Below are 25081 nucleotides of genomic sequence, written 5' to 3'. Positions count from 1 at the left end.
TTCTACGTGCACTTCCCCGACAAGCGCGCAGCCTTTCTCGCCTTCACCGAGGCCGCGGCTCACGAGCTCATGGAGCGCGTGCGCGAGCGGGCGGCGGACGCGCGCGATTTCGAGTCACGGCTGCACGCATCGCTCGAGGCGATCCTGTCGTTCTCGGAAGAGAATCCGGGCGTGCTCGCGGCGGCGTTCGCCGACGAGGCCGTCCTGGCGGCGAGCACCTCGGCCGGCGCGAGCCTGCGCGACCGGCTCGCGCAGTCACTGGCCAAGGGCTTGCGCGACGGCATGCGCGCGCGCGAGCTGCGCCGCGACTACGACCCCTTCGTGATCGCGTATGCGATCGTCGGCCTCTTGCAGCAAGGGCTGCGCTACGGGTCCCACACGCAAGTCTCTCGTGAGGCTCTGCTCTCCAACCTGGTGCGCTTCTGCGCCCGCGCGCTGGTCGAGCCGCCAGCGCCCGGAGCTCGAAAGGAACCGCGATGACGCGACTGCGCTACGAGCCCGAAGAGCTGCTCCGCTCGCACGACTACGCGCGCCCGCAGGTCGAGGCGGGTCATACGCTGCACGGCGGATTCGACGCGGCCGGGAGCTACCTTCCGCCGCGCATCCTCGTGCGCAAGCCGGCGCTCGACGCCTGGACCGAGGCCCTGCGCGCGCGCGGCGGCGACCTCTTGCCTGCGGACTCGTCGCTGCTCTCCGGCGTGCGCTACCCGTCCGATGCGCAGCAGAAGCTCCTGATCCGCGAAGGCCTGGGACAGACCTTCTGGAACTCACTCACCATCATCGGCATGATCGAGGCGCGCGGCCGCGTGCTCGCCGACATGGTGTTCCCCGAGTTGCAGAACGCGGTGACCGAGGACGTCGCGGAGCTCGCGGTCGGCCACCTGAACCGCGGCCTCCTGCGCGCGCACGGCCTCGACGAGGGCGGCGAGCCCGAGCGCGGCATCGGCGGCCACGACGTCATGTGGTTCGCGCTGCGCGACCTCGCCTTCGGCAAGACCGACTTCCCGCAGCCCGTGGTGCCCGAGAACATCGCGCGCCCCGACGCCAACGTGCCCGTGTTCCCCGACATTCCGATCCAGTACGAGAGACTCGTCTACTTCCTGCTGAACCTGCTCATGATCGAGTTCCGGGCGGAGCGCGGCTTCTCGTCGACCGAGAGACTCCTGCGCGACCCCGAGCTCTTCCCCGCCCGCCGGCCCGAGGCCGACCACGCGGCCGAGATCGTGAACCGGATCCGCGCCGACGAGGAGATCCACGTGCACTCGCTGCGCCTGTATCTGGGCGAGCTGCGCCGGCTGCACTTCAAGACCGCGGGCGGCGGCACGCGCTCCGGGCGCGAGATCGTCGACACGCTGTGGGAAGGCATCGTGAAGTGGGCCACGATCGAGCAGCCTCCGCTGGCCGCCGCGCAGCAGAAGGCCGTGCTGCTGGACCGCATCGGCGCGCACCCCGAAGCCGCGCGCGTGCGCGCGGAGTTCCTGGCGCTGGAAGAGCGCTAGCCGAGCGAGAAGCCGACCGCGGCCGCGAGCTCCGGCAGCGCCTGCTCCGGTGACTCGACCTTGATCGTGTGCATGCCGAGCGCGCGCGCCGCCTTCAGGTTGGCGCCGATGTCGTCCAGGAACACCGCCCGGTCGGGCGTGACGCCGAGCGCGCGGCACGCGAGCTGGTAGATGCGCGGATCGGGCTTGCGCAGCCCCACCACCGCCGACTCCACGAAGGCGTCGAACAGCGCGCGCAGCTCGAGGTCGCGGCGCTCCTTGCTCTGGTCGGGCGCGTCGCTCGCCCAGTTGTTGGTGAGTGCGCCCACGCGCAGACCGCGCGCGCGCAGCCTGCGGATCGCGCCGAGCATGGCGGGGCGCGGCTGTGACTCGACGCCGATCGCCTCCATCATGGGCGCGATCTCCACCCGCTCGCCCGCGGCGAGACAGTCGGCCTCGAACGCGGGCACGAAGGCCTCCACCCGCAGCTCGCCGCGCTCCAGCCGCGACCACGCTCCCGAAGGGCCGGTCGACATCACGACCCGGTTGATGAACCCCGCCGGCAGCCCGCGCGCGCGCTCGTAGCGCGCGATCGCGTGCAGGGGCGAGCCCAGCACCACGCCGCCCAGGTCGAACAAGACGCCCTCGAACTTCATGAGAGCGATCCTAGCCCGCCGGCTGGCGCCTCCGCTCGCCAGCCGGTACTCATGCGCACGGGGGTAGAGAGACCAATGAGTCTCGGCCTTTTCGGCCGGCGGGCCGCGCTCGCGGCGCTCGCGCTGTCACTCGCGTTCGGCCCGCGCGCCGCGCACGCGGGCAAGATCCCGCTCGACGAGCCGCCGCCCAAGGGTCCGCCCGCCACGCCGGTGAGCGTGGTCAAGAAGGTGCTGTTGTATCTGCCCAACCGCCTGTTCGACCTGACCGACATCGTGCGCCTGCGCGTGCGCGCGGGACCGGGCTGGGCAATCGGCGCGCGTGTGACCCGCTTCGCGCCCTTCTTCGCGGGTGACTACGACGCGACGTGGGTGGGCATGCCGGGTCCGCGCGGCCGCCCGTCGCTGCCGCTGCCGGCGGGTGTCGACGCCCAGCGCGGCATCGGCATCGGGCCGGTGGGCGTGGGCAGCGGCTCGCAAGCGCCCTACTACGGGGCGGGCGAGATCGGCGCCGGCGTGCACCTGTACATGCTCGGCTTCGACGCGGGCTTCGACCCGGTGGAGCTGGTCGACTTCTTCGCGGGCTTCGCGGGCTACGACGTATCCCACGACGACTTCTGAAGTACACTCCGGGCCCCATGAAGGAAGAGACTTCGTACGGCGGCTTCGGCTGCGTGATCTCGGCGCAGCCCGCGGAGCGCAACTGGGTGCCCGCCGGCTTTCCGGTGGCGAGCGGCTTCTGGACCTTCCGTGAGCCCGACGCGGTGGTGATCGTGCAGAACGATCGCCTGCGCGTCGCGGCCGTGCCGTTCACGCGCTCGAACGACGAGATGCAGTTTCTCGACAACGCCAAGCACATGTACTTCTCCACGCGCACCTTCGAGGCGCCGAAGAACGGGCGACTCACCGTGGAGTGGGACATGGCCGCGCAGATCGTGAACGGACACGACGGCGACCTGTACGACGGCTTCGTGAGCTTCCACCTGATGGACCTCGCGGCCGGCGTCGCGATCGACGTGTTCGCGGGCAACCACACCATCGCGACCGTGTACGCGCGGCTGCCGTTCCCGGGCGCCAGCGCGCCGCGCGCCGAGGCCGGGCCGCGCTTCTTCTCGCTGTTCGACGAGTTCCAAGGAGTCACCGAGCCCGGCCAGCTGCACCGCTACGCGATCGTCTACGACCGCGGCGAAGCCACGCTCGAGTGGCACATGGACGGGAAGCTCTTGAAGCGCGAGGTCAGCGCGCCCGACCTCGGGCCGTCGCTCCTGGCTCTGGGCATGATGACCGAGAAGGACATCGTGCCCAAGAAGGGCAGTGTCTCGTGTCACGGCCAGGGCGCGGTGGCGACCTGGGGCGGGATTCGCGTGATCAGCGAGGCGCGCTAGGGGTGCCGTCGCTCGGCACGCTGGTGCGCGCGCTGCGCGCGCCGTCGCTCACCGCGGGGGCGATGCCGGTGCTGACCGCGACCGCGCTCGTGGCTTCGCGCGGAGTGACTCTCGACTGGCTGAGCTTCGCGCTCACGCTGCTGGGCATGCTGGCCGCGCAGGGCGCCGTGAACCTGGTGAACGACTACTTCGACGACGCCTCCGGGCTCGACGCCGACCCCGAGTTCACGCGCAACCCGTTCCCGCTCGGCAGCCGGGTGATCCAGTCGGGCGCGCTCTCCAAGCGCGGCGTAGCGCGGTTCGCGGCGGCCTGCGGCGGGGTCGCGGTCGCGTGCGGCCTGTGGCTGAACGCGCGCGCGCCCGGGAACACGCTGCTCGTGATCTGTCTCGGCGCAGCCGTGCTCGGCTACTTCTACACCGCGCCGCCGCTGCGCATCGCCTATCACGGCGCCGGCGAGCCGGTGACCTTCCTCCTGTTCGGTCCGCTCGCGGGCGCGGGCACCGAGTACGCGCAGACCGGCTCGGTGACTCGCGCGGGGCTCGTGCTGTCGTGCTTCGTGGGCCTGCTCGCGATGGACATCCTGTACATGCACCACTTCCCGCAGCACGATGCCGACAAGCGCCACGGCAAGCTCACGCCCGTGGTGCGGCTGGGCCCGGCCGGCGCGGGCCGGCTCGTGCCGCTGCTCGTCGCCCTGCCCTATGCCGTGCTCGGAGCGGGCATCGCCGGGGGCCTCCTGCCCGCGGCGGCGCTGCTCGCGTTCCTGTCGCTGCCCTTCGGGGTGCGCGCCGCGCGCATCGCCTTGCGCACGCCCGCCGACCCCAAGCGCATGACTCAGGCGTTCGCGAACGTGTTCGGGCTGCACTTCACCGGCGGGCTCTTGCTCGCCGGCAGTCTGCTGTTCGCCTGAGACTCACAGCTCGTTGCGCGGGCGGAGCGACTGGAACAGCTCCTCGCCGGCGCCGTTCGCGGCCAGCCGCAGCGCGCGCGCCTGGGACACCACCCACCACTGACCGGCGGATGACTCGGCGAACGCCACGTACTGGGCGAGCTCGTCGTCGGAGAGTGACTGCAGCGCGAACAGGTTCCAGCGCAGCATCTCGTCGGCCGCCATCGGGTAGAGCTGCGGCTCTTCGCGCGCGGCGCGCTCGCGCAGCGAGCGGAATCCGGCCTGGTCGGTGCCTGAAGTCGTGCCCGACAGAGCGGCGAGCGCACCGTCGACCACCGCGCGATTCACGAGCACCGCGCCCTTCGAAGTCAGCGTGGCCGCGTCGAGCCTGCGCAGGAGCGCCACGCGCGCAGCCGGGAATTGTGACTCCGAGAAGCCCGTGCTGAACTCCTGGAAGCGCGCTGCGGTCTTCTCCTGGCGCCGTATGGCGCGCGCGTGCAGCACCTTCTGGCCGATGCCCGAGCGGAAGAACTGGAGCTGCGCCAGCGCCGCGTCCGGGTCCCAGTCCTCGGCGATGCTGGTCGCGACGCGATCGAACAGGCGCTGCGAGCCATACGTGCGCCGCACGGCCTGGCGCAGCGGCTGCGCGTGCGTGGGATCGATGCCCTCGCCCAGCGCGTCGACCAGCGATTGGACCGCCGGCTGCCACGAGGCGATCTCGAGCTCGGTCTGGTACGCGCGCAGCAGCGCCCGCGAGCCGATCTCGGGCTTGGCCGCGGCTTCGGCCAGGTCCTTCGGGAGCTCGATCGTCGGCCCGAACAAAAGGCTGCAGCCGAGCGCGAGCCCCGCGGCGCAGACCGCCGCCGTGACCGTTGCGGTCACCCGTGCCACCGACGCCGAGCTGGAGCGCGTCATCCGACCCGATTTTTCGGCCCCCGAAGGCGACTGCTATAACGGGGCTCCGCGGCGAGGAGTCGAGCGAGGAGTCATGCGGCCACGCTACCCACGCTCGCTCGCGGCGCTCGCGCTGCTCTTGTGCTGCAGCGCTGGCGCCCGGGCCGACGAAGAGCCGCCGCCTCCGCCGCCGCCCGCCGAGGTGGTCGGCTCGATCTCCTGGCACGGCGTCTCGGCGCTGGCCGAGTCCGACCTCGAGGCGCGCCTGTTCACGCAGGCGCGGCCGTGGTGGAAGCCTTGGGTCGACCGGCCGGGCTTCGACGAGGCGACCCTGGAAGGCGACATGCAGCGCATCGCGGCCACCTACCGCGAGTTCGCGCACTATCGCACGCAGGCGAGTTACTCCCTGATCTGGGACGAGAGTCACCACCAGGTCGAGATCGCGATCGACGTCGACGAGGGCCCGGCCGTGCACCTGGACACGCTGTCGGTCGATCTCTCGCAGCTGCCGGGCGGCGCGGAGCGCTGGAAGTCTCGCCTGGTCGACAAGCTGCCGCTCAAGAAGGGCGACCTGTTCACGGTCGGCGGCTACGGCGGCGCCAAGCGCGCGCTGCTCCAGGGCCTGGGCAACGCGGGCTTCGCCGACGCGCAGCTCAGCGGCGGCGGGGTGGTGGACCTCGCGACCAACACCGCGAGCGTCGACTGGGTCGTGCACCCCGGCCCGCGCGTCGTGGTGGGCCAGATCCACATCTCGGGCCAGAAGACGGTGAGCGACGAGGTGATCCGGCGCGAACTCGCCTTCAAGCCCGGCGACGTGTACTCGGAAGCCGACGTGCAGAAGAGTCAGCGCCAGATCTCCGATCTGGGCGTGTTCCAGAGCACCGTGATCGAGCTCGAGCCCGCGGACCCGAACACGCCGCCCGAGGGCCCGCCCCCGGGCAAGCTGACTCGCGACGTCGACGTGAAGGTCGAGGAGCGGCCGCTGCGCAACGTGCGCATCGGGCTGGGCTACGGCACCGAGGACCGGCTGCGCGCGCAGGTCGGCTGGCTACACCGGAACGTGTTGGGCCGCGCCGACAGCCTCGACATCCGCGCGCGCTACTCGTCGATCACCAACGAGTTCCAGGCCACGCTGCGCGAGCCGCACATGCCCGATCCGCGCACCACCATGTGGTTCGACGCGCGCATCCGCGACGACACCATGCCCGCGTACGACGACGTGGCGCTGGTGACCGGCGTCGCGGTCGAGCGGCCGCTGCGGCTCGGCTGGAGCGGTCACGTCGGCTACAACGTGGAATGGACCGACGTGCGCAAGGTCGCGAGCGGCATCCAGTCCCAGCTCGAACAATTCCGGCTGGGCGACATCGACATCGGCATCCGCCGCATCACCGCCGACAGCCTGGTAGACCCCACGAAGGGCACCTGGCTCGAGACCGACATCGAGACCGCCAGCAACGTGCTGGGCTCGGAGAAGAACTACGTGCGCTGGACGCTCGACGGGCGCGCCTTCCTGCCGATCGGGCCGACCGTGCTCGCCGGGCGAGTGACGCTCGCAACGATCGCCGGCTACGGCGACACCGCGAACTCCGAGCTGCCCGTGACCAAGCTCTTGTACGCAGGCGGCGCGGCCACCGTGCGCGGCTACGACTTCCAGCACCTCGGGCCAGACGACGCCCCCGGCAAGGCGATCGGCGGCCAGAGCCTGCTCACCGGCTCCGCGGAGCTGCGCTTCCCGATCTGGGGCGAGCTGCACGGCGCCACTTTCGTCGACGCCGGGCAACTCTCTCGCGACCCCTGGAATTGGCGGCCCGAGAAGCTCCGCACCGCGGTCGGGATCGGCTTTCGATACTCGACCCCCCTCGGACCGGTTAGAGTCGACATCGCCGGCCCCCTGGACCCCCCGGCCGGGGTCGACCACGTCCGGCTCTGGTTCGCGATCGGCCAACCGTTTTGACATGAAGCTCTGGCGCATCTTCCGGTTCCTCTTGCTCGCGACGTGCGCGCTCGCGCTCGCGCTGGGCGCCGCGGTCGCCGGCAGCTGGTGGGCGCTGTCGCACGGCTGGCAGCGCGAGCGGCTGCGCAGCCTGGCCGAGGAGCAGCTGACCTCGGCGCTCGCCGAGGCGGGCCTGCGGGGGCGCGTGCGGATCGGCGCGATCTCGGGGCCGCTCTACCCGGAGCTCACGCTGCACGACGTGCAGCTCGAGCGCGGTGGAGCCGTGGTGGTGCGCATCGCCCAGGCGGAGCTCGCGCTCGACCTGCGTTCGCTCTGGGGCGAGCGGCGCGTGATCGTGCCGCACGCGCGGCTCACCGGCGCCGTGCTCTCGCTCGCGCAGAACGCGCGCGGCGCCTGGCCGTGGCAGCCGGGACCGGACGACGTGGCGACACCCGACGAGGAGCGGCCGTTCTCGCTCGAGGTCGGCGAGGTGCGGCTCGACGGCGCGACGCTCGACGCGGTCTGGCTTCAGGCGGGCGCGCCGAGTCACCTGGCCGCGACGCTCGACGGCGAGCTACACGGGTGGGTGTTGCCGCGCGTCGGCGATCCGAGCTGGCCCGGCGCCGCGGCGGCCACGGCCGACGTGCAGCCGGGGCTGATCGGAGGCCGGGCGCTGCTCGGAGCCCGGCTGGATGCGCGGCTCGACGGCTCGAAGCTCACGCTGCGCGACTCACACTTCGAGAGCAGCTTCGGCCAGGTGCGGATCGAGGGTGACACCGACCTGGCCGGCTGGCTCGACCCCGACGCCGCCGCCAGCGCGAACCTGCGCGCCGACGCTCGGGCGCTCGACCTCGCGGTGCTGCTGGCGCGGCCCGAGCTGGCCGGCACCGTGGGCGGCAGCGCGAGCATCCAGGCCACGCACACCGCCGGTACCGACCTCGCCGACAGCCAGGCCCGCGTGTCACTCGTGCTGGCGAAGTCGCGCATCGGGCGGCTCAGCGTCGCCGACGGCGAGCTGCGGGGCAGCTACGAGCGCGGCCGCTGGACCATCGAGCGCGCGCTCGCACACACCAGCGCCGGCGTGCTCAGCGCCACGGGCTCGGGCGACCTCGAGCGCATCGCGAAGCTCGATGCCGACCTCGACGTGGCCGATCTGGCGGCGCTGGCCACGGTGGTCGGCACCCAGGCGCGCGGGCAGGCACGCGCCAAGCTGCGACTCGCCGGGGAGTGGCGCGCGCCCAGCGGCACGCTCGAGCTCCAGGCACGCGACCTGCGCACGGGGGAGCTCGAGCTCGGCAGCTTGGACCTGCGCGCGCGCAGCACCGGCCTCGACCGCTACCGCATCGAGCCGCTCTCGCTCGTGGCGCCCAAGCTGGCGATCAGCGCCGATGGCCCCGTGTTGCTGCGCCGCGCCGGCGACGCCGTGCAGATCGAGCGCGCGGACCTGCGCTTCTCGCCGCACGAGACCGTCTCGCTCACGGGCCGCGTGTCTCTCGCGCGAGTGACTGCGCTGCAGGCCCGGCTCGGACACCTGTCACTCGCCCGGGTCGCCCTGCTCACGAGCTCCGACGTGGCGCTGGGCGGCGAGCTCAACGGGACGCTGCGCGCCGATGGCGCCCTGCCGCGGCCGGCCATCTCCGGTCACCTGAGCTGGGACTCACCGCGGCTCGGCGCGGTCGAGGTCGGCGCGGTCAGCGCGGATCTGTCGACCTCGAACGGCGTGCTGCGCGGCGACGGGCGCATCGTCGCGGCGGGCCAGGACCGCTTGCGCGCGCGCCTCGCCCTGCCCTGGTCGCCGCGCGCCGATCCCGCGCGCGCGCTCGAGAGTCCGGACACCTCGCTCGAGCTCCAGGGAACGCAGCTCGAGCTCGCGCTCGTGCGCGAGTTCGCGCCGGACGCCCTGCAGCGCATCGACGGCAAGGTCGACGTGCGGCTGGCGGTGCGCGGCGGCTCACCACGACCCAGTGTCTCGGGCGAGCTCGTGGTCTCGAACGGGAGCTGCGACGTGCCGGCGCTGGCGCAGAACTTCGGGCCGCTCGACGCGCGCCTGCTGCTCGACGGCGACACGCTGCGGGTCGACCGCTTCGTGCTGCGCGAAGGCCCGAAGGGCACCGCGGAGCTCACCGGCGCCGTGAAGCTCGAAGGGCTGCAGCCCGCAGCGGCCGACTTGAAGCTCGTGATCGACGACTTCCCGATCCGCTGGCAGACCACGGTCCAGGCGCACGCCTTCGGGTCGCTCGACCTGCGGGGCCCGGTCCAGTCACTCGTGGCCGACGGCGAGATCGAGCTGCGCTCGTTCCGCTACTCGCTCGCGGGCGGCACCGACCCGCTGCTCGGCGAGGTCACCGTGAAGGATTCGAGCCTGCCCGCCAAGCCAGCGCGCGAGACTCCGGCTTCGGTCTCGGAGCTCTGGACGCGGGCCGCCACGAACGTGCGCGTGGTGGTGCCGAAGGACGGCCGCGTGCAGGGCCAGGGGGCGAGCCTCGAGATCGCGGGCGCCCTGGTCGCCTCGAAGAGTCCGGGCGGGCCGCTCTTGGTGAAGGGCGCGATCGACAGCCAGCACGGCAGCTACCGGCTGCGCGGCAAGACGTTCATCGTGGAGCGGGCGCACGTGGCGTTCGTGGGCCGGCCCGACCTCGACCCCGATCTCGACGTGCGCGCGATGCACCGCGTGCGCAACGTGAAGGTCTACGCGCTGGTGCGCGGGCGCGCGTCGTCGCCGTCCGTGCAGCTCACCAGTGACCCGCCCTACCCGCAGGACGACGTGCTGGCGCTGCTCCTGTTCGGCAAGACGCGCGACGAGCTGGGCCAGCAGCAGGCCGGGCAGCTGCAGTCGGCGATCGCCGGCACGGCGGGCGCCGCTGCGCTCGACTCACTCTCCACCCGCCTCGGGCTCGACATTCCGATCGACACGCTCGAGGTGGACGACTCGGAGTCGTCGACCGGCTCGGCGAACACCACGGTGGGCATCGGCGGCTACGTGACCGAGGACATCTTCGTGCGCTACGGCCGCGGCGTGGGGCCCGATTCGGAGAGCAACGTGCGGGTGGACTGGCGCTTCCGCAAGCGCTGGAGCGTGGAGACTTCGATCTCCACGCGCGGTGACTCGTCGGCCGACCTGGTCTGGACCTACGACTACTGAGTCAGCGGCGAGCCTGCTTGGTGCGGAGCCGCAGCGACAGCTGGACGAATTCGCCCGGACGGGCCAGCGCGAAGCCGACCGAGAGCTGCACGATGCCGCGCTCGAGCTCGCGCGCTGCGGTCGTGTCGGCGCCGCAGCGCGCGAACCATGCCTCCGCCGCGCGGCGCCCGGGGAAGGCGCCGCGTCGGTGGAGGCCGCCGAGGAAGGCCTGCGCGCGGCTCACGACCTCGGCCCACAGGGGTTCCTCGTTGGCCTCGGAGCGCACCCACGCGAGCCCGCGCCGCAGGCTCTCCTCGACGAGCAGGAGCGTCCGACGGGCCGCGACGCCGCCGCGATCGTCGAGCGGCCCGTTCGGACGCCCGACACCATTCCGTGTCGCCGCCAGGCCCGCGGGGGGCTTCCACGGGCCGCGCTCTGCGTCGCTGCGCGCGTACGCCGCCGCGGCCTCGGCCGCGGGCACGAAGTCGCGCAGCGCCGCGCCCGGCAGGCCGTGCCTTCCGGGCCAGCACAGCACGGCGCTGCCCGCGGGCAGGCCGAGCCCGTCGAGCCAGGCGCGCGCCGCACGTGGATCCGGGCAGTCACTCGGCGGGTCGACCAGGAGCAGCGCGCGACGGCACGCGCAGTAGCGCGCGGCCGCCTGCCACAGCGCGGGGTCGGGCGCGCGGCCCCGGGCGTCCGGCGGCACGACCAGCAGCTGGAACGCCTCGCCGCGCTCGAGCGCGAACAGCCCGCGCCGCTCCGCCTGGCGGCCGGAGCCGACGAGATCGCCGGGACCCGGTGCGCCGCCGCTGCTGCCGCGGCGCACCCGCTCGACGCCGAGCCAGTCCGTCGCCTCGGGCAGTGACTCGCTGGGATCGGGCGCCGGCGCCGCCCAGCGCACCAGCCGTGACTCGGCGCGCAGCACGCGGTCTGCGCGCCGCGCGTCGTCGGCAAAGCCGAGCCGGCCGTGGCGCTCGAACGCGCCCGTGCCCGCGTCGCGCAGCTCGAGCTCGAAGCCGTCGCGCTCCGGGCGCCGCACCCGCACGCGCAGCTGGTTGCCCCAGCTGCCGGCGCTCGCGGCCTCGAGCCGCAGCGTGCCGCGCCCGAGCTGCGCTGGCCGGGCACCGCTCGCCACGCGCAGCGCGACCGCATGCGTGCCGCCGTGCGCGAAGAAGGCCCGCAGCGCCTGGCCCAGCGGAGACTCACTCGACGCCGGGCCGAACTCGCGCAGCGCGTCGGCCGCGCCGAAGAGTGAAACGGGGGTATCGATGGGGCCGCGCGCCGCGCGCCCGACGAAGGCCGCCACCGAGCTCGGCGCGAGCGCGATCCCGCGTCCATCGCGATCCTCGGGATCGCGCGCGAAGCTCGCCGGATACAGCGGGTGAATGGGCAAGGGCCGGCTCCTCCAGGGCCGGGATTCCAAGCCGCGTGCCAGGCGGGGCGGCCGCGGAGGCGCGTCCGCGGGCCGCGCTTCTGTACGCTGGGACGAACACCCCGGCCGCGCCGTGCGACACTGCGCGCATGGCGAGCCTGGTCGAGCGCAGCGATTCCGAGGGGGTGAGCGTCCTGTGTCTCCAGCGTCCGGAGGTGCTGAACGCCCTCTCGCCCCAGCTGTTTTCCGAGCTGCGGGCGCACGTCGAGCGGATCGCGACCGAGGTCGACCGGGTCGGCTGCGTGGTGCTGCGCGGCGCGGGCCGCTCGTTCTCGGCGGGGAACGACCTGCGCGCGATCCAGGCCGGCGAGCGCGCCCCGTCGCCCCACTTCCAGGCCGAGACCCTGGACCTGATCGAGCGCCTGCCCCAGCCCGTGATCGCCGCCGTGCAGGGGCATTGCTACACCGGCGCGCTCGAGCTGGCGCTGGCCGCCGACCTTCTGATCGCGGCGGAGTCCGCCCGCTTCGCCGACACGCACGGCAAGTTCGGCATGACCCCGACCTGGGGCATGAGCCAGCGCCTGCCGCGCCGCATCGGGGCGCTGCGGGCGAAAGAGCTGATGTTCAGCGGCCGCGTGGTGACGGGCGCCGAGGCGGTCGCGCTCGGGCTCGCGAACGCCTGCGTTCCCGATGCGGAGCTCGAGTCACGGGCGCTCGGGCTCGCGCGCCAGATTGCAGGCAACTCATGGTTCACTCTCATGACCGAAAAGCGACTGATTCGTGACGGCCAGTCGCTCGGTCTGGACGAAGCGCTCGCCCACGAGCGAAAGACCAGCCCGGGTGCCGGGCCCGACATGAGAGAGCGACTCGCGAAGTTTCAAAATCGCTAGTCGTCCGCCCAGTCAGCGTGATACAGTGAGTCGCATGAAGACACTCGTGCGGCTCCTTTCGGCGGCGGCGCTGCTCGCGCTGGCCGGCCGCGCTTCGGCGCTGGTGATCGTCGACTACGCCTTCAGCGACCAGACCGACTCGTCGCTCGCCATCACCAGCCCAGTGCAGGTCTCGATCCCTCCCGGCACGATCGACGGCCTGATCCGCGTGACCTACACGAGTGACTCGCAGGGCAACATCCAGGACGGCCCGGCCACGCTCGACGTGCTGAACATGGACGCCGGCCTCGACGTGAGCTCGAGCTTCCTGAACCAGCCTTTCACCCTGACCGGCCCCGTGAGCGCGCACCTGCTCGACCCGGTCGACGGCGAGCTCAGCGGCACTCAGCTCTCGTTCGGCAACGCGCCCGGCGACTTCCACGCCTTCGGCACGATCACCTGCACCGGCACGCCGTGCGGCGCGGTGCACCTGCCCTCCGGCACGCCGGTGCCGTTCGACGGCACGGGCTCGGTGTCGTTGCCGGTGCTCACGCTGGGCTCGATCCACGGCACGCTCACGGGACTCACCTTCACCGTGGGCTCGGCCAGCATCGTGGCCACGCTGACGATCAACGGCGACGAGACGGGGCGGCAGATCCCGGAGCCGGCGGCCGCCGCCCTGCTGACGCTCGCGGGCAGCCTGCTCGCGCTCCGTGGCCGCCGGCGCCCCTGACCGACTGACTCAGGGCTGGCGGATCGTCGCCGCGCGGCAGCTCTGGTCGTGCGCCCCTGCGGCGCCCGACAGGCGCTTCTGGATGCGCGCCCACGAAACGATCGTGCACTCGCCGGTGTCGCTCGGCGAGTCACAGCGCGCGTTCGCCGGGCCCGAGAGCGCCGCGCCGAGCTTGGCCAGCGCGGCGCGGATCAGCGGCCCGTCGGCGGCGTCGACCCGGCCGTCGCCGCTCGTATCCCCGCACTGACACGCGGCGCCGATGCCGTCGGGCGAGGAGCTGCCGAAGCTTCCGCCGTCGTCCTGGCTCGGGTTGGGCGTGCGCGGGCAATTGTCGGCGGAGTCGACCACGCCGTCGTCGTCGGAGTCGAGCGTGGTGAGCCCGGTGCGGATCCAGGCGTCGAACAGCGGTAGCGCGTTCGGGTCGGGGATCGCGCTGAGCTTCGGCATGCGCACGTTGGGGTCGTCCGACTGCTGTCGATACCAGACCACGCTCTGCTCGGGCACGCCCACCTTGATGCGCTGGGGGCTGGGCAGCCCCAGGTCGCCCTCGCTCGGCGCCACGCCGATGGCATTCAGCTCTGCGAGCGTGAGCTGCGAGCGCAAGTCCATGGAGCTCGGCGCGGGCCCGGCCGGCTGGTGGCAGATCGCGCAGTTCGAGGCGAGATACGAGCGCGCCCGCGCGTTCACGCTGCGCGTCGTGTCTCCCAGAGCCGCGTAGGCGCCGTAGGCCGAGGCGGTCTGCGGCGGCACGTCGAACATGCCCAGGCAGCTCCAGGCGTGGATCTGGTTGTCGGAAATGCCGGAGTAGCTGAAGCTCCGGTTGAGCTGCACGGCGCGCGGGCCGAGCACCCGGCCCTCCGGCGCGCTGTGACACACGAGACACTCGCTGGGGCTCGGGTAGTGCCAGCGCTGGGCCGTGGTCGTGCCCGTGCCGTTGGGATCGACCGGGAAGATCTGGTTCCCTCCGTCGGAGAGCAGCGTGGCGTCGCTGCCGTCGGCGCTCCAGCGGTAGGTGAAGCCGGTCCAACGGTCGACCTGGCGCAGAAACACCCGGGTCTCCAGCCGGCGGGTGGCGGTCGGGCTGACGGGCAGCTCGAAGTGCTTCACGAGCGCGGTGCCGACCGGGAAGTCGAACGAGCCGTCGGCCTTGAAGTGCACCTTCTGTCCGGCGGGCAGCGCCACCCAGCGGCGCTTCAGCGCCCGATCCGACCAGAGCGGCGTGTTCACGTCGTACTCGACCAGCCCGGGCGCGGGAGTGAGTGAGGCGGTGTTCGCGAACAGACCCGTCTGCGACAAGAGGCTCGGAAAAGGCGCGGGCGGCGTGCTGTTGAAGGTCAGCTTCCAGATGCGGCCCTGGTACAGCTGCGTGATGTACAGCTCGCCGTCGCGGTCCTCGCCCCACGACGAGGGTGAGTTGAGGCTCGAGACCTGCGTGGTCGCGGCGGGCAGGATCCCGTTCCAGCTCCAGATGCGCTCACTCACGAAGTCGGCGTAGAGATAGGCGCCGTAGAGGCCGGGCAGGCTGTTGCCCCGGTACACGAAGCCGCCCGTGATGCTGTAGCCACCGTCCTGGGTGTGGCCGTACTCGATGATCGGCGGGGTCGAGACGATCGAGCTGCACGAGTTGTTCCCGTAGTCGTGGAAGCCCTCGCACTGGTTCCAGCCGAAGTTGTATCCGCCGGCCGGCGGGCTCGCGACCTGCGCCGCGGTGAGATAGTCGACCTCCTCGTAGGCGTCCTGACCGACGTCGCCGATCACGAGGTCTCCGGTCAGCCGGTCGAACGACCAGCGCCACGGGTTGCGCAGCCCGCGCGCCCACCACTCGGGAGCGCCGCCGCCGCCTGCCGAATACGGATTGCCCGGCGGGATCGAGTAGAACTTGCGCGGATCCGCGGGGAACGCGTCCGTGCGTGGATCGATGCGCAGCATCTTTCCCAGCAGTGAGCTCACGTTCTGTGCGTTGCCCTGCGGATCGCCGCCGGAGCCGCCGTCGCCGGTCGAGATCCACAGATCGCCGTCGCGCCCGAACGCCATCATGCCGGCCTTGTGATTCTCGTAGGGCTGCGCGTACTCGATGATCTCGAGCTCGCTGGTTTCGTCGGCGTCGTTCGGCGTGGCCGCGGGCACGGTGAAGCGCGAGACCTTCGAGCAGCGCACGCCGTCGAGACACGCGGCGCCGACAGTCGTGTAATTCACGTAGAAGTAGTGATTCGTCGCGAACTGCGGGTCGAATGCGAGCCCGAGCAGCCCCATCTCCTGGTCGTTCGTGTACACCCGGTCGGTGATGTTCAGGAAGGTCTGGAAGCTCGACACGTTCGGGTCGTTCTGGAGCACCTCGATCGTGCCCGGTTGCTCCACCACGAACAGCCGGTTCGAGCCGTCCGGCGCGTAGGTGATGTACACGGGCCGGTTGAGGAGCGGCAGGTTGGGGAACGCGATCACCGGAGTCATCGGCTGGCTGACCGGCGGCGTGTCGAGCGGGAAGTTGTGGCCGGCGAAAGGCACGCGCGCGGGGAGGTTGCAGGTCTGCGCGCGCGCCAGCCCCGCCGCACACAAGACCCCGAACGCGAGCGCCAGCGCAGAACCGAACCTCAAGCAGCCTCCGAAGGAACCCGGCGGTTGTACCATGCAGGCGCGCTTGCGGAGAAGGCTCCTCGCTCATGAAAGCGTGAGGATTCGTGCTGACTTGTCGCGACGCCGCACAGCGCCCATCTTGTGGATTGTGCAAGCGCTCGTGGCGATCCTGCGCGCCGCGTACTCCGGCGAGCTTGCGGCCGGACTTGCCTATCGCGGTCACTGGAGGTCGTCGCGCGACCCCGCGGAGCGCCGCCGCATCCGCGAGATCGAAGAAGAAGAGTGGCACCACCGCGTCCTGGTCGGCGAAATGCTCGCGGCGCTCGGCGCGCGCCCGAGCCGCCCGTGGCCGAAGACGGCGAACCCAGCAGGCCTCGACACAATCATGTGTAGATGGCACCGGCGGATCGTGGAGCGGGAAACGAGGCTCGAACTCGCGACCCTCAGCTTGGGAAGCTGATGCTCTACCAACTGAGCTATTCCCGCGTGGCCTGAAGGATAGCCGGACGGGAGCTACTTGTCGCCGATCTGGATCTCGTCGAAGAGCGCGTCGAGGTCGTCGTCGTCGTCCTTGGCCGGGGCGGCGAGCGCGGGCTGCGGGCGGGAGGGCTCGTCCTCGTCCACCAGACCGCTGAGGTCGAACTCGTCCTCGGCATTGCGCGACCTGGGCGGAGTGACTTTGGCGGGCGCGGGCTTGGCCGGGGTCGGCTTCGCCGGCGCGGGCCGGGCTGCGACCGCCTTGGCCGGAGTCGGGCGCAGCGGCGAGGGCTTGGCCTGCGGCGTGGTGCGGCGCACGGGGGCGAGGTCCTCGGGCTCGGCGCTGGCGGGGCCGAGCTCGGCCAGGACCGCCTCCTCCTCGCCGTCGCTCGAATCCTCGCGCATGAGTGACCGGAGGCTCACGTCGCCGTCGTCGTCGGAGTCGACGCCGAGCTGAGGCTCGTCGTCGTCACTGGTGAGGTCGAGCTCGGCCTCGACCTCGGCGTCGAGCGGCGAGCTCAGCGCGGGGGTGGAAGTGACTCGCGTGGGGCGCGCGGGGGTCGGCGGCGTGGTGTCTTCCGCGACGACCTCCTCCAGGTCCATGAGCTCGGGCTCGGCCTCCTCGGCCGACAGGTCGAGCGCGGGCTCCTCCTCGAGCTCGACACTCTTCGCTGTCGGATCGGGCGGGGTGTCCTGGGGCATCGGAGAGAGCGGCTCGAGCCAGTCGGGGGCCCCGTCGTCCTCGCGGTCGGCCGCGGCGGCGAGCTCGGGCTCATCGTCGGCCGGCAGCTCGATCTTGGGGCCGCGGGCCGCGGGCGAGACGGCCGGCGCGGGCGCGGGGCTCGGCTTCGCCACGGGCATGGTCTGGCGCGCCGGCTTGGGCAGCTCGGGCTCGGCCTTCCGCGCGTCCGTCGGCATGGCCACCTCGGTCACGGACAGGAGGTCGGGCGCGGCGGGCGCCGGCGGCGGGATGTTCGGCAGCGAGTCCGACGGCACCCGCAAGAGGCCGAGCGCCTGGGCCGCGGTCTGCACCAGGTGGCTGTCGACCGGGCGGGTCTCGGTGAGGAAGCCCTCGAAGATCGCGTTGTCGGCCAGCGTGTTCAGCACGCGCGGCACGCCGCCCGACCAGCGGAACAGCGCCTCGAGCGCGTCGGGGCTGAACACCGGCTTGGCCGCGCCGGCGAGCCGCAGCCGGTGCGACACGTAGGCCTGTGACTCGAGCCAGTCCATCGCGCTCATCTCGACCCGCACCTCGACGCGCTGCGCGAGCGGCGGATCGAGCTTGAGCAGCTCACCCAGCTCCGGCAGGCCGAACAGCACCAGCGAGATCAGCTTCCTGCCCTCGTGACTCAGGTTCAGGAGCCCGCGAAACTCCTCCATCGCCTCGCGGTTGCGGAACAGCTGCGCCTCGTCGATCAAGAGCACCGGCATGCGCCGGGCGGTGGTGATGGCGACGAGCTGGGCGTGGATCTGGTCGACCAGCTGACTCACCTGGCCGGCGAGCACCGGCACGCCGAACGCGCGCGCCACGTTGGGCAGGAGCCAGCCCGACGCGCACGACTCGTGCGGGATCGACAGATAGTGTGCCGCGTAGTCCTTCTCCTCGAGCGCGCGCAGCACCACGTGAGCGAGCGTGGTCTTGCCCAGGCCGGGGCCGCCTTCGAGCACCGCGAGGCCCTTGCGCTGGTGGATGCCGCGCAGCAGGCGCAGGCGCGCGCGCTTCTGCGGCGCGCTCTCGTAGTAGAAACGCGCGTCGGCGTCGTTCTGGAACGGATCCGACGGTAGTTCGAAGAACTCGAGATGCTCCATCGTTGCCCCTTCGCGCGGCCCGCCGCGCGACTAACTGAACCTCGAAATGCGCTCTGCCACGTCGCGGAACTCCGGGTCCGTCGCGGCGACCTTCTGGAACGCCTCGAGCGCCTCGGCTTCGCGGCCCGCCGCCAGCAGCGCCTCCGCCAGGTCGTAGCGCAGCGCCACCGCCGAGTCGTCGGAGTCACCCGCGCGCTCCAGCGCGTCCTCGAGGTGCGCGGCTGCCTCTTCGGCGAGCCCGAGTGAGAGCTTGCACGTGGCCATGAGAGACAGCGCTTCGATCGAGCGCGCGCCGGTCTTCAGCACGGTCTCGAGCTCGCGCACCGCGTCCTCGTTGAGCCCCATCTCCTTGTAGGCGATCGCCAGGTCGTAGTGCGTGTTGGCGTCGCCGTCCTCGACGTGCTCCTGGATGCCCTTCTTGAAGGCGGAGAACACGTCGGCGAAGCCCTTGCCGAGTGACCCCATGCCGACGAGCGTCCCGATCGTGCCGGCGGAGGTGTCGTCGTCGTCGTCGAGCTCGCGCGCGAGGTCGAACTCGTCCTCGTCCTCCTCGGGCGCGGCCTCGATCTCCTCCGCCTCGGGCTCGTCCATCTCCGCGGTGAGGTCGGCGGGGTTGAACTCGGGCTCGGCGTTGGCCTCGTCGACCAGCGACGAGAGGTCCTCGGGCGGCTCGTCGGGCTCGAGCGGCGGGATCGTGTCTTCCGCGATCACCGTGCGCTCGACCTTCGCCGCCGGCTTGGCCTTGGGCGGAGTCACTTTGGCCGCGGGCTTCGCGATCACCGGCGTCGGGCGCGCCGCCGCGGGCTTCTCCTTCTTGGCCGGCGCGACCAGCTCCTCGGGCAGGTCGGGGATCGAGATCGCCTCGTCACCGTCGGCGTCGCGCACCATGGTGTCGCCCAGCGGGTCGCGCCCGAGCACGGCCGGCTGGGCCTTCTTCGCCTTCGGGGCCGCGGGCTTCGCGGCCGGCTTCGGGGCTGCCTTGCCGCCGGCCTTCGCGCGCCGCGCCTCGATCTCGCCCAGCCGCAGCTGCGCCTTGGGGTGCGCCGGCACCGCCTGCAGCACCTTCTGGTACAGGCGCTCGGCGTCGTCCATCAGGCCCTGCTCGAGGTAGAAGTCCGCCTCGGACAGGCTCTCCTCGATGCGCGCGGAGCTCTGCGCGAAGCTGCCCGCCTCCTCGCGCTCCGAAGCCAGCGGCTCGGAGAACTCGAGTGAGTCGTCATCGTGGCCGACATCGAGGTCCAGGTCGAGGTCCGCGGCGGAGTCCTCGAGGTTCTCCGGCGGCTCGACCTCCGGCGCGACCGGCGGCTCCGGCTCCGGTGACTCGCCTTCGACCTCGACCTCGATCTCGAAGTCCTCCTCCTCGGCCACGGGCGGCGGCGGTGCGGGCTTCGCGGCGGGCTTGGGCGGCGCAAGGTCGGGCGGGACCTCGCGCACCTGGGTCGGCGGCTCCACCGAGGCGAACTTCCCGTCCTTGTCCTCCTCGTCCTCGAGCACGATCTCGATGTCGGGGAGTGAGTCGAAGTCCTCGTTCGCGCCGAGCGACGCGAGCTCTGGCTTGCCGCGCGCCTTGGCCGCCGCGGTCTTGGGCGCCTCCTCGACCAGCGAGCTGCGCTCGATCTCGGGCGCGTCGTCCGCGGGCAGGTCGATCTCGATCTCGCCGCCGCCCTTTCCTGCCGCGCGCTCCACGTCGGCCAGGATCTTGCGGGCGTCCTTCGAGTCGGGGTCGGCCTCGAGCACGAGCCGCGCGAGCCGCGTGGCCTCGGCCGGATCGCCGAACTCGAGCGAGACACGCGCCTCGGCGAGCATCTCCGCGGCCGAGGTCGTGGGCTTTTGCGCGACCGGCGGCGCCGCAACGACCGACGGCTTGGCGATCGACGGCGTGCGCCGGTGCTGGACGTTCGTGGCGTCCTTCTCGACGATCGCCGGCCGCTTGCTGATCGGCGCCTTGGACGGCTCGTGCGCCTCGTCGTCGAGCTCGATGTCGTCGTCGTCGTCCGCGTCGAAGATCGGCGCGCCCTTGGCGGCGGCCGTCGGATCGGTGAGCAGGATGCTCGGCGTGGTGGTCTCCTCGCTCGAGCCGCCGAACGACGCCAGGCCGCCGTGGCGCTGCATGATCTCGCGCGACTTCTCCACGTCGCCGCGCGTCTTGTACAGCTCGGCGATCTCGCGCCACAGCTTGCGCGCGCCCGCGTCGTCGCCCGAGGCCTCGAGCGCCGCCACGAGTGACTCGCGCAGCTGGATGTCCTCGGGATGCTTGGCGAGCGCGGCCTTGAGCAGCTTCGCCGCCTCGGCGTGCTCGCCGTTCTTGATCCGGCCCGCGGCCAGCGCGTCGAGCGCCTCCCGGCTGTCGGGGAAGGCGCGGCGCATCTGCTCCGCCACGCGGATCATCAGGTCGCTGCTGTCCTGCTTGCGGACCTCCTGGAGCAGCGACGTGTACTCGCGGAGCGCGTCGTCCTCCATCTTCTCGCGCGCGAACAGGTCGGCGAGGTTCAGGCGGTTGGCGACGTTGCTGGGGTCGAGCGAAGCCACGCGGCGCAGCAGGTCGAACGCCTCGCGCTTCAGCTCCTTCTTCTGGCAGATCTTGAAGGCTTCCTGGAACTCGCGCAGCGCGTCCGAGGTCAGCCCCATGCGCTGGAAGCACTCGCCCAGGTGGGTGCGCGCCTCGAGTGAGTCCTCCTCGGTGCGCAGGATCTGCTTGTAGATCGCGACGGCCTTCGCGTCGAAGCCGCCGCGCGAGAACATCTCCGCGACTTCCGTGTAGGTCTGGAGCGCCTTGGCCTTGTCGCCCTTCTTGAGCAGTAAGTCGCCGATCTTCAGGCGGATGTTCGAATCGCGAGGGTCCGCCTTGAGCAGCTTGTCGTACTCGGCGAGCGCCTTGTCGTACGAGCCCTTCTGCGCGTATTTCTGCGCGGACTCGAGCGTCTTGCGCTTCTTGGGCGTGAAGGCCAGGGGTGGGTCCTCGCTCGCTGCGAAGACCACGAAACTACGGGGGGTCCTCGCTACGTCTGCGTATCGGCGGGAGCGGACCCTCTTCTGAACGCGAGAGCTGGCGCAAGTAGGCGCGACTGGCGCCGGACCCGGCTGCGCTCCTGTGCACAGGCGTGCTCGGACGGGGACAGCTCCGCCAGCGCGAGCCCGCCCGGCAGCTCGGCCTGGAAGGCCGCGACCAGGGCCTCCCGCAGGGCCTCCGGCGGGATGGCCGGCGGCTTGGGGCCGGCCGGGGCGGCTCCGGTCAGGGCTCGATAGAGCGCCCGGTCGTCCGAGATGCGGATCGAGCCGTGCTGCAGGAAGGCGTGGCGCAGGCGTCGCTGGGCGCTGCCGACCAGCTTCTCGCCGTCGAGCTCGATCTCGTAGCCGGTAGCGCCCGCGAAGCACAGCTCCAGGCGATCGGCCCCCGGACGGGCGCAGGCGGCCCGCGCGGCGACGCCCGCCCGGGCCAGCCCGGCCACGAGCCGCGCCCGGATCCACTCGTAGCTGCCGCGCAGGTCGGCCGGCAGGTCACTGCCCGTCGCGGGAGCCACCACGGCGTAAGTCAGGTCGCCCGCGTGCAGCACTGCGCCGCCGCCGGTCACCCGGCGCACGAGCTCGACACCGAGCGCGCCGCAGCGCCCGAGCCACTCCGGCTCCGCCTGGCGCAGGCCGAGCGAGACCGAGGGCTCGCGCCAGCTGTAGAGGCGCAGCGCTGGCCCGGAGTCGGCGGCGTGCAGCAGCAGCGCCTCGTCGACCGCCATGTTCCAGGCCGCGTCGCCGGCCCCGTCCAGGAACAGCCGCCAGGCCCGGACCACCGAGCTACTTCAGGCGCTCGAGGAGCGCGTCGAGCGCGAGCTCGTAGCCTTTGGCGCCCAGGCCCGAGATCTGGCCCACGGCGATCGCCGACACGAACGAGTGCTGCCGGAACGGCTCGCGCGCGTAGATGTTGGAGAGGTGCACCTCGACCACGGGCAGCCCGGTGGCCGCCAGCGCGTCGCGCAGCGAGACACTCGAGTGGGTGAGTCCGCCCGGGTTGATGATGATCGCCTGGTGCGTGCGGCGCGCCGACTGGATGCGGTCGATCAGCGCGCCCTCGTGATTCGACTGGAACGAGTCGACGGCCGCGCCGCGCGCCGACGCGAGCTCGCGAAGCTTCGCGTCGATCTCGGCCAGCGTGGTGCGGCCATAGACCTCGGGCTCACGCTCACCCAGGAGGTTCAGGTTGGGCCCGTGCAGGACCAGGATCTTCATGGCCGACAAGTTAGAACATCCCGCGAAATCGGTGAGGCCGCGCGGTCAGGCCGAGCGAAGGCCGCCCTGAGCGAGGCCCGCAAGCGCCGGAGCATGGCTAGGGTGCCCATGCGACCACAGGTCAGGCGCGCGCAGTGAGCCGAAGGCGAACGTAGTCAATCAGTCACAGGGCGTCGCGGATGTCTTGGAGCAGGTTGCGGGCCAGCCAGCGGGCCTTGCCCACCAGGCCGTGCGGCTCGAGCGCGAGTAACAGGAAGCTGTCCTCGTCGAGCCGGCGGAACAGGATCTGGTGCCCGCCCATCACGAGCAGGAGCTCGTCGAGCTCGCCCTCGCGCGCGCCGTAGAGCGCGGACGCGACCTTCTGGGACTGCATGAAGATCCGGCCGAACTCGACCGCGATCGCTCCCAGATCGACCTCTGCGCCGTCGCGCGCGTACTCGTCGATCGCCACGCCGTCGCCGGCCATGACCGCGGCGGCCAGTGCGCCGGGCGTGCGGTCGACCAGGGTGCTGAGTATCTCGCGGAAAGTCATGCCAAGGCGCCTCCCTGCTTGCGGCGAGCCAGATTCCCGAGCCAGCGCTCGAGCTCCGAGATGGTGCGCGCGTGTTCGCGGCGCGGCTTGCCCGGCTTGGTGATCGCCTCGCGCACCGCGAGCGCGCGCAGGTCGGCCGGGTTGCGGCGCAGCACGTCTTCGGCCACGGCCAGCGCGCGGTCCGGGTGACCCTGGTCGGCGAGCAGCTGGGCCACGGTGGGAGTCACGTGCGGCGCGGGCAGCGCCGCCGCCTCGTGCGCCTCGAGCGCCTCGACCGCCTTGGCGCGCAGGCCCGCGAGCCGCGCCGCCAGGTCGGGCGCGTCGCCCGCCTCGAGCTCCTCGAGATAGCCGTCGACGTCGCCCAAGAGTGACTCGGGGTCGGCCGTGGCCGTGCCCTTCTCGAGCGTGCTCACGGCGTCGGCGCGCTCGCCCAGCGCCCACTGCATGCGCGCCAGCTCGAGCCTCATCTTCGCCGGGTCCTTGCCGCTCACGTCGCTCCCGCCAGGATCTCTTCCGGAGTCAGTCGCACGAGCTCCGCCCGCGCGATCTCGCGCAGCACGACGAAGCCGATGCTGCCGTCTGCGCCCTTCTTATCGACCGCGAGCGCGCGCAAGTAAGCCGCCCGCTGCGCGGAAAGGTCGGGGATTTCCGTCCCGAGGCCCACTCTTCCCAAGAGTGCCTCGAGCCGCGCCGCCGTGCCCGCGGGCGCGAGCCCCCGGCGCTCGGAGAGACGCGCCGCGAACACCATGCCCAGCGCCACCGCCTCGCCGTGGCGCACGTGGCGGTAGGCGTTCACGACCTCGACCGCGTGCCCCAGCGTGTGTCCGAAGTTGAGCAGCGCGCGCAGGCCCGCGTCGCGCTCGTCGAGCCCGACCACCTCGGCCTTGATGCCGCAGGCACGCGAGATGGCGTGCGCGAGCGCGTCGCGCTCGAGCGCGAGCAGCTCGGTCACGTGGCCCTCGAGCCAGGCGAAGAACTCGGCGTCCCAGATCGCCGCGACCTTCACCACCTCGGCCAGGCCCGCGCGCCGCTCGCGCGGCGAGAGCGTCGCGAGCACGTCCGGGTCGACCCACACCAGCCGCGGCTGGTAGAAGGTGCCGATCAGGTTCTTGCCGTAGGGGTGGTTGAGCGCCGTCTTCCCGCCCACGCTGGCGTCGACCTGCGCGAGCAGCGTCGTCGGCACCTGCACCAGCGGCAGCCCGCGCAGGTAGGTCGAAGCCACGAAGCCGGCCAGGTCGCAGGTCGCCCCGCCGCCCAAGCCCACGAGCAGCGTCTGGCGAGTCACTCCGAGCTCCACCAGCCGGTCGTACACGCCCGACGCCACGCGCAGCGTCTTGGCGCGTTCGCCGTCGGGCACGAGCAGGCGCTCGACGGCGATGCGGCTCTTCTCGAGCCCGGCAGCCAGGGTGGCGAAGTGGCGCACGGCCACGCGCTTGGGTGACACCACCACCGCGTGACTCGCCTCGAACTCCGTGGCCAGCGCCTCGCCCAGGTCGGCCAGTGACCCGGGCCGGATGCGGATCGGATAGCTGCGCTCGCCGAGCAGGACCTGCACCGTGCTCATGGCCCGCCCGCCTCTTCGAGCGCGGCGTGCACCGCGGCCGCGGACTCCGCGACCGACATGCCGTCGGTGCGCACGTGCAGCTCGGCTTCCGAATAAGCCGCCAGCCGCTCGGCCCGCAGCTGCGCCAGCCGAGCGATGCGCGCCGGCCGGTCGAGGCCCGCCAGGAGCGGGCGCTTCTGGCTGTCGCCGATGCGCTCGACGAGTGTCTCGGGCGCGGCATCGAGCCACACCAGCCGGCCCTTGGCGCGCAGCACGCGCCGGTTCTCGGCCGAGACCACGGTGCCGCCGCCCAGCGCCACCACGCAGCGTTGCGCCGGCAGGCCCGCCAGCGCCGTGCTCTCCAGGCGCCGGAACGCCGCCTCACCCTCGCGCGCGAAGATCTCGGAGACCTTCATGCCGGCCGCCTCTTCGACTCTCTCGTCGGTGTCTAGGAAATCCCAGCCGAGCCGAGACGCGAGCGCGCGACCGACGCGGCTCTTGCCCGAGCCCATGAGCCCGCACAAGAGCACGCATCGGTCGCGCTCACCGCTCCCCATCGGAGGGGAGCATACCGCGTCACTCCACGTCCGGCTGGAC

At 72.1% G+C, this 25081-nt stretch carries 21 protein-coding genes and 1 tRNA gene; 9 read left to right on the top strand and 13 right to left on the bottom strand.

Translation table 11 applies throughout. The annotated features are described in order from the left end of the window. Together VMR86_12505 and VMR86_12500 are read left to right on the top strand one after the other, a co-directional pair. Positions 1-480, top strand: a 480-nt coding sequence (locus tag VMR86_12505; protein HTO07864.1) for a hypothetical protein, incomplete at its 5' end; no start/stop codon positions are given. Further along, the gene (locus VMR86_12500; protein ID HTO07863.1) at positions 477-1499 is read left to right on the top strand and encodes a hypothetical protein; all 1023 of its coding nucleotides are present in this window, start codon (positions 477-479) and stop codon (positions 1497-1499) included. The genes VMR86_12505 and VMR86_12500, both read left to right, overlap by 4 nt. On the opposite strand, the gene VMR86_12495 is transcribed toward VMR86_12500, so the two are convergent. Beyond that, positions 1496-2134, bottom strand: a complete 639-nt coding sequence (locus VMR86_12495; GenBank protein ID HTO07862.1) for an HAD family phosphatase — start codon at positions 2132-2134, stop codon at positions 1496-1498. The two genes, VMR86_12500 and VMR86_12495, sit on opposite strands and share 4 nt — an antisense overlap. Before the next feature lie 75 nt (positions 2135-2209). On the opposite strand from VMR86_12495, the gene VMR86_12490 reads away from it, so the two are divergent. The 3 genes from VMR86_12490 to VMR86_12480 are packed head-to-tail and all read left to right on the top strand — an operon-like array spanning position 2210 to position 4427. Continuing rightward, the gene (locus tag VMR86_12490) at positions 2210-2752 is read left to right on the top strand and encodes a hypothetical protein (GenBank protein HTO07861.1); all 543 of its coding nucleotides are present in this window, start codon (positions 2210-2212) and stop codon (positions 2750-2752) included. Positions 2753-2769: 17 nt separating this feature from the next. Continuing rightward, complete coding sequence (locus tag VMR86_12485) at positions 2770-3516, top strand: DUF6081 family protein (protein HTO07860.1); 747 nt, start codon at positions 2770-2772, stop codon at positions 3514-3516. 2 nt (positions 3517-3518) lie between these two features. Next, a complete protein-coding gene (locus VMR86_12480) occupies positions 3519-4427 on the top strand; it encodes a prenyltransferase (protein ID HTO07859.1) in 909 nt (302 codons plus the stop codon). A gap of 3 nt (positions 4428-4430) precedes the next feature. On the opposite strand, the gene VMR86_12475 is transcribed toward VMR86_12480, so the two are convergent. Continuing rightward, on the bottom strand, positions 4431-5321 hold the full coding sequence (locus VMR86_12475; protein ID HTO07858.1) for a hypothetical protein: 891 nt from the start codon (positions 5319-5321) through the stop codon (positions 4431-4433). Positions 5322-5394: 73 nt separating this feature from the next. Between VMR86_12475 and VMR86_12470 the strand changes: the two genes are divergently transcribed. After that, a complete protein-coding gene (locus VMR86_12470) occupies positions 5395-7254 on the top strand; it encodes a BamA/TamA family outer membrane protein (GenBank protein ID HTO07857.1) in 1860 nt (619 codons plus the stop codon). Position 7255: 1 nt separating this feature from the next. Next, positions 7256-10375 carry a translocation/assembly module TamB gene (locus tag VMR86_12465; protein HTO07856.1) on the top strand — a complete coding sequence of 1040 codons (3120 nt, stop codon included), beginning with the start codon at positions 7256-7258 and terminating at the stop codon, positions 10373-10375. A 1-nt stretch (position 10376) separates the two neighbouring features. Here VMR86_12465 and VMR86_12460 read toward each other — a convergent pair whose 3' ends face one another. Beyond that, positions 10377-11747, bottom strand: coding sequence for a hypothetical protein (locus VMR86_12460; GenBank protein ID HTO07855.1), 1371 nt, complete (start codon positions 11745-11747; stop codon positions 10377-10379). 128 nt (positions 11748-11875) lie between these two features. On the opposite strand from VMR86_12460, the gene VMR86_12455 reads away from it, so the two are divergent. Together VMR86_12455 and VMR86_12450 are read left to right on the top strand one after the other, a co-directional pair. Then, a complete protein-coding gene (locus VMR86_12455; GenBank protein HTO07854.1) occupies positions 11876-12616 on the top strand; it encodes an enoyl-CoA hydratase/isomerase family protein in 741 nt (246 codons plus the stop codon). A 34-nt stretch (positions 12617-12650) separates the two neighbouring features. Then, entirely contained in the window at positions 12651-13328 is a 678-nt protein-coding gene (locus VMR86_12450; GenBank protein HTO07853.1) for a hypothetical protein, read from the top strand. Positions 13329-13337: 9 nt separating this feature from the next. Here VMR86_12450 and VMR86_12445 read toward each other — a convergent pair whose 3' ends face one another. From VMR86_12445 to VMR86_12400, 10 genes are all read right to left on the bottom strand, one after another. Further along, positions 13338-15923: a PQQ-dependent sugar dehydrogenase gene (locus VMR86_12445; protein HTO07852.1), complete on the bottom strand. Its 2586-nt coding sequence runs from the start codon at positions 15921-15923 to the stop codon at positions 13338-13340. Between the two features lie 389 nt (positions 15924-16312). Continuing rightward, a tRNA-Gly gene (locus VMR86_12440) sits at positions 16313-16388 on the bottom strand. Between the two features lie 27 nt (positions 16389-16415). After that, entirely contained in the window at positions 16416-18188 is a 1773-nt protein-coding gene (locus VMR86_12435) for an AAA family ATPase (protein HTO07851.1), read from the bottom strand. Positions 18189-18218: 30 nt separating this feature from the next. Beyond that, a complete protein-coding gene (locus VMR86_12430; GenBank protein ID HTO07850.1) occupies positions 18219-21167 on the bottom strand; it encodes a tetratricopeptide repeat protein in 2949 nt (982 codons plus the stop codon). Between the two features lie 20 nt (positions 21168-21187). Next, a complete protein-coding gene (locus tag VMR86_12425) occupies positions 21188-21973 on the bottom strand; it encodes a lipoate--protein ligase family protein (GenBank protein HTO07849.1) in 786 nt (261 codons plus the stop codon). A 4-nt stretch (positions 21974-21977) separates the two neighbouring features. Then, complete coding sequence (gene aroQ, locus VMR86_12420) at positions 21978-22409, bottom strand: type II 3-dehydroquinate dehydratase (GenBank protein ID HTO07848.1); 432 nt, start codon at positions 22407-22409, stop codon at positions 21978-21980. A gap of 163 nt (positions 22410-22572) precedes the next feature. Continuing rightward, complete coding sequence (locus VMR86_12415) at positions 22573-22941, bottom strand: hypothetical protein (GenBank protein ID HTO07847.1); 369 nt, start codon at positions 22939-22941, stop codon at positions 22573-22575. After that, a complete protein-coding gene (locus tag VMR86_12410; GenBank protein ID HTO07846.1) occupies positions 22938-23432 on the bottom strand; it encodes a hypothetical protein in 495 nt (164 codons plus the stop codon). The genes VMR86_12415 and VMR86_12410 overlap by 4 nt, the downstream gene beginning before the upstream one ends. After that, positions 23429-24505, bottom strand: a complete 1077-nt coding sequence (gene aroB / locus VMR86_12405; GenBank protein HTO07845.1) for a 3-dehydroquinate synthase — start codon at positions 24503-24505, stop codon at positions 23429-23431. Before aroB ends, VMR86_12410 begins: the two co-directional genes overlap by 4 nt. Further along, positions 24502-25041 carry a shikimate kinase gene (locus tag VMR86_12400; protein ID HTO07844.1) on the bottom strand — a complete coding sequence of 180 codons (540 nt, stop codon included), beginning with the start codon at positions 25039-25041 and terminating at the stop codon, positions 24502-24504. Before VMR86_12400 ends, aroB begins: the two co-directional genes overlap by 4 nt. Positions 25042-25081: the final 40 nt, after the last annotated feature.

This window comes from Myxococcota bacterium (assembly GCA_035498015.1).
Classification (GTDB): Bacteria; Myxococcota_A; UBA9160; order SZUA-336; family SZUA-336; genus VGRW01.
The sequence above is the reverse complement of the archived record's forward strand: the minus strand, read 5'-3'. Positions and strand labels throughout refer to the sequence as shown.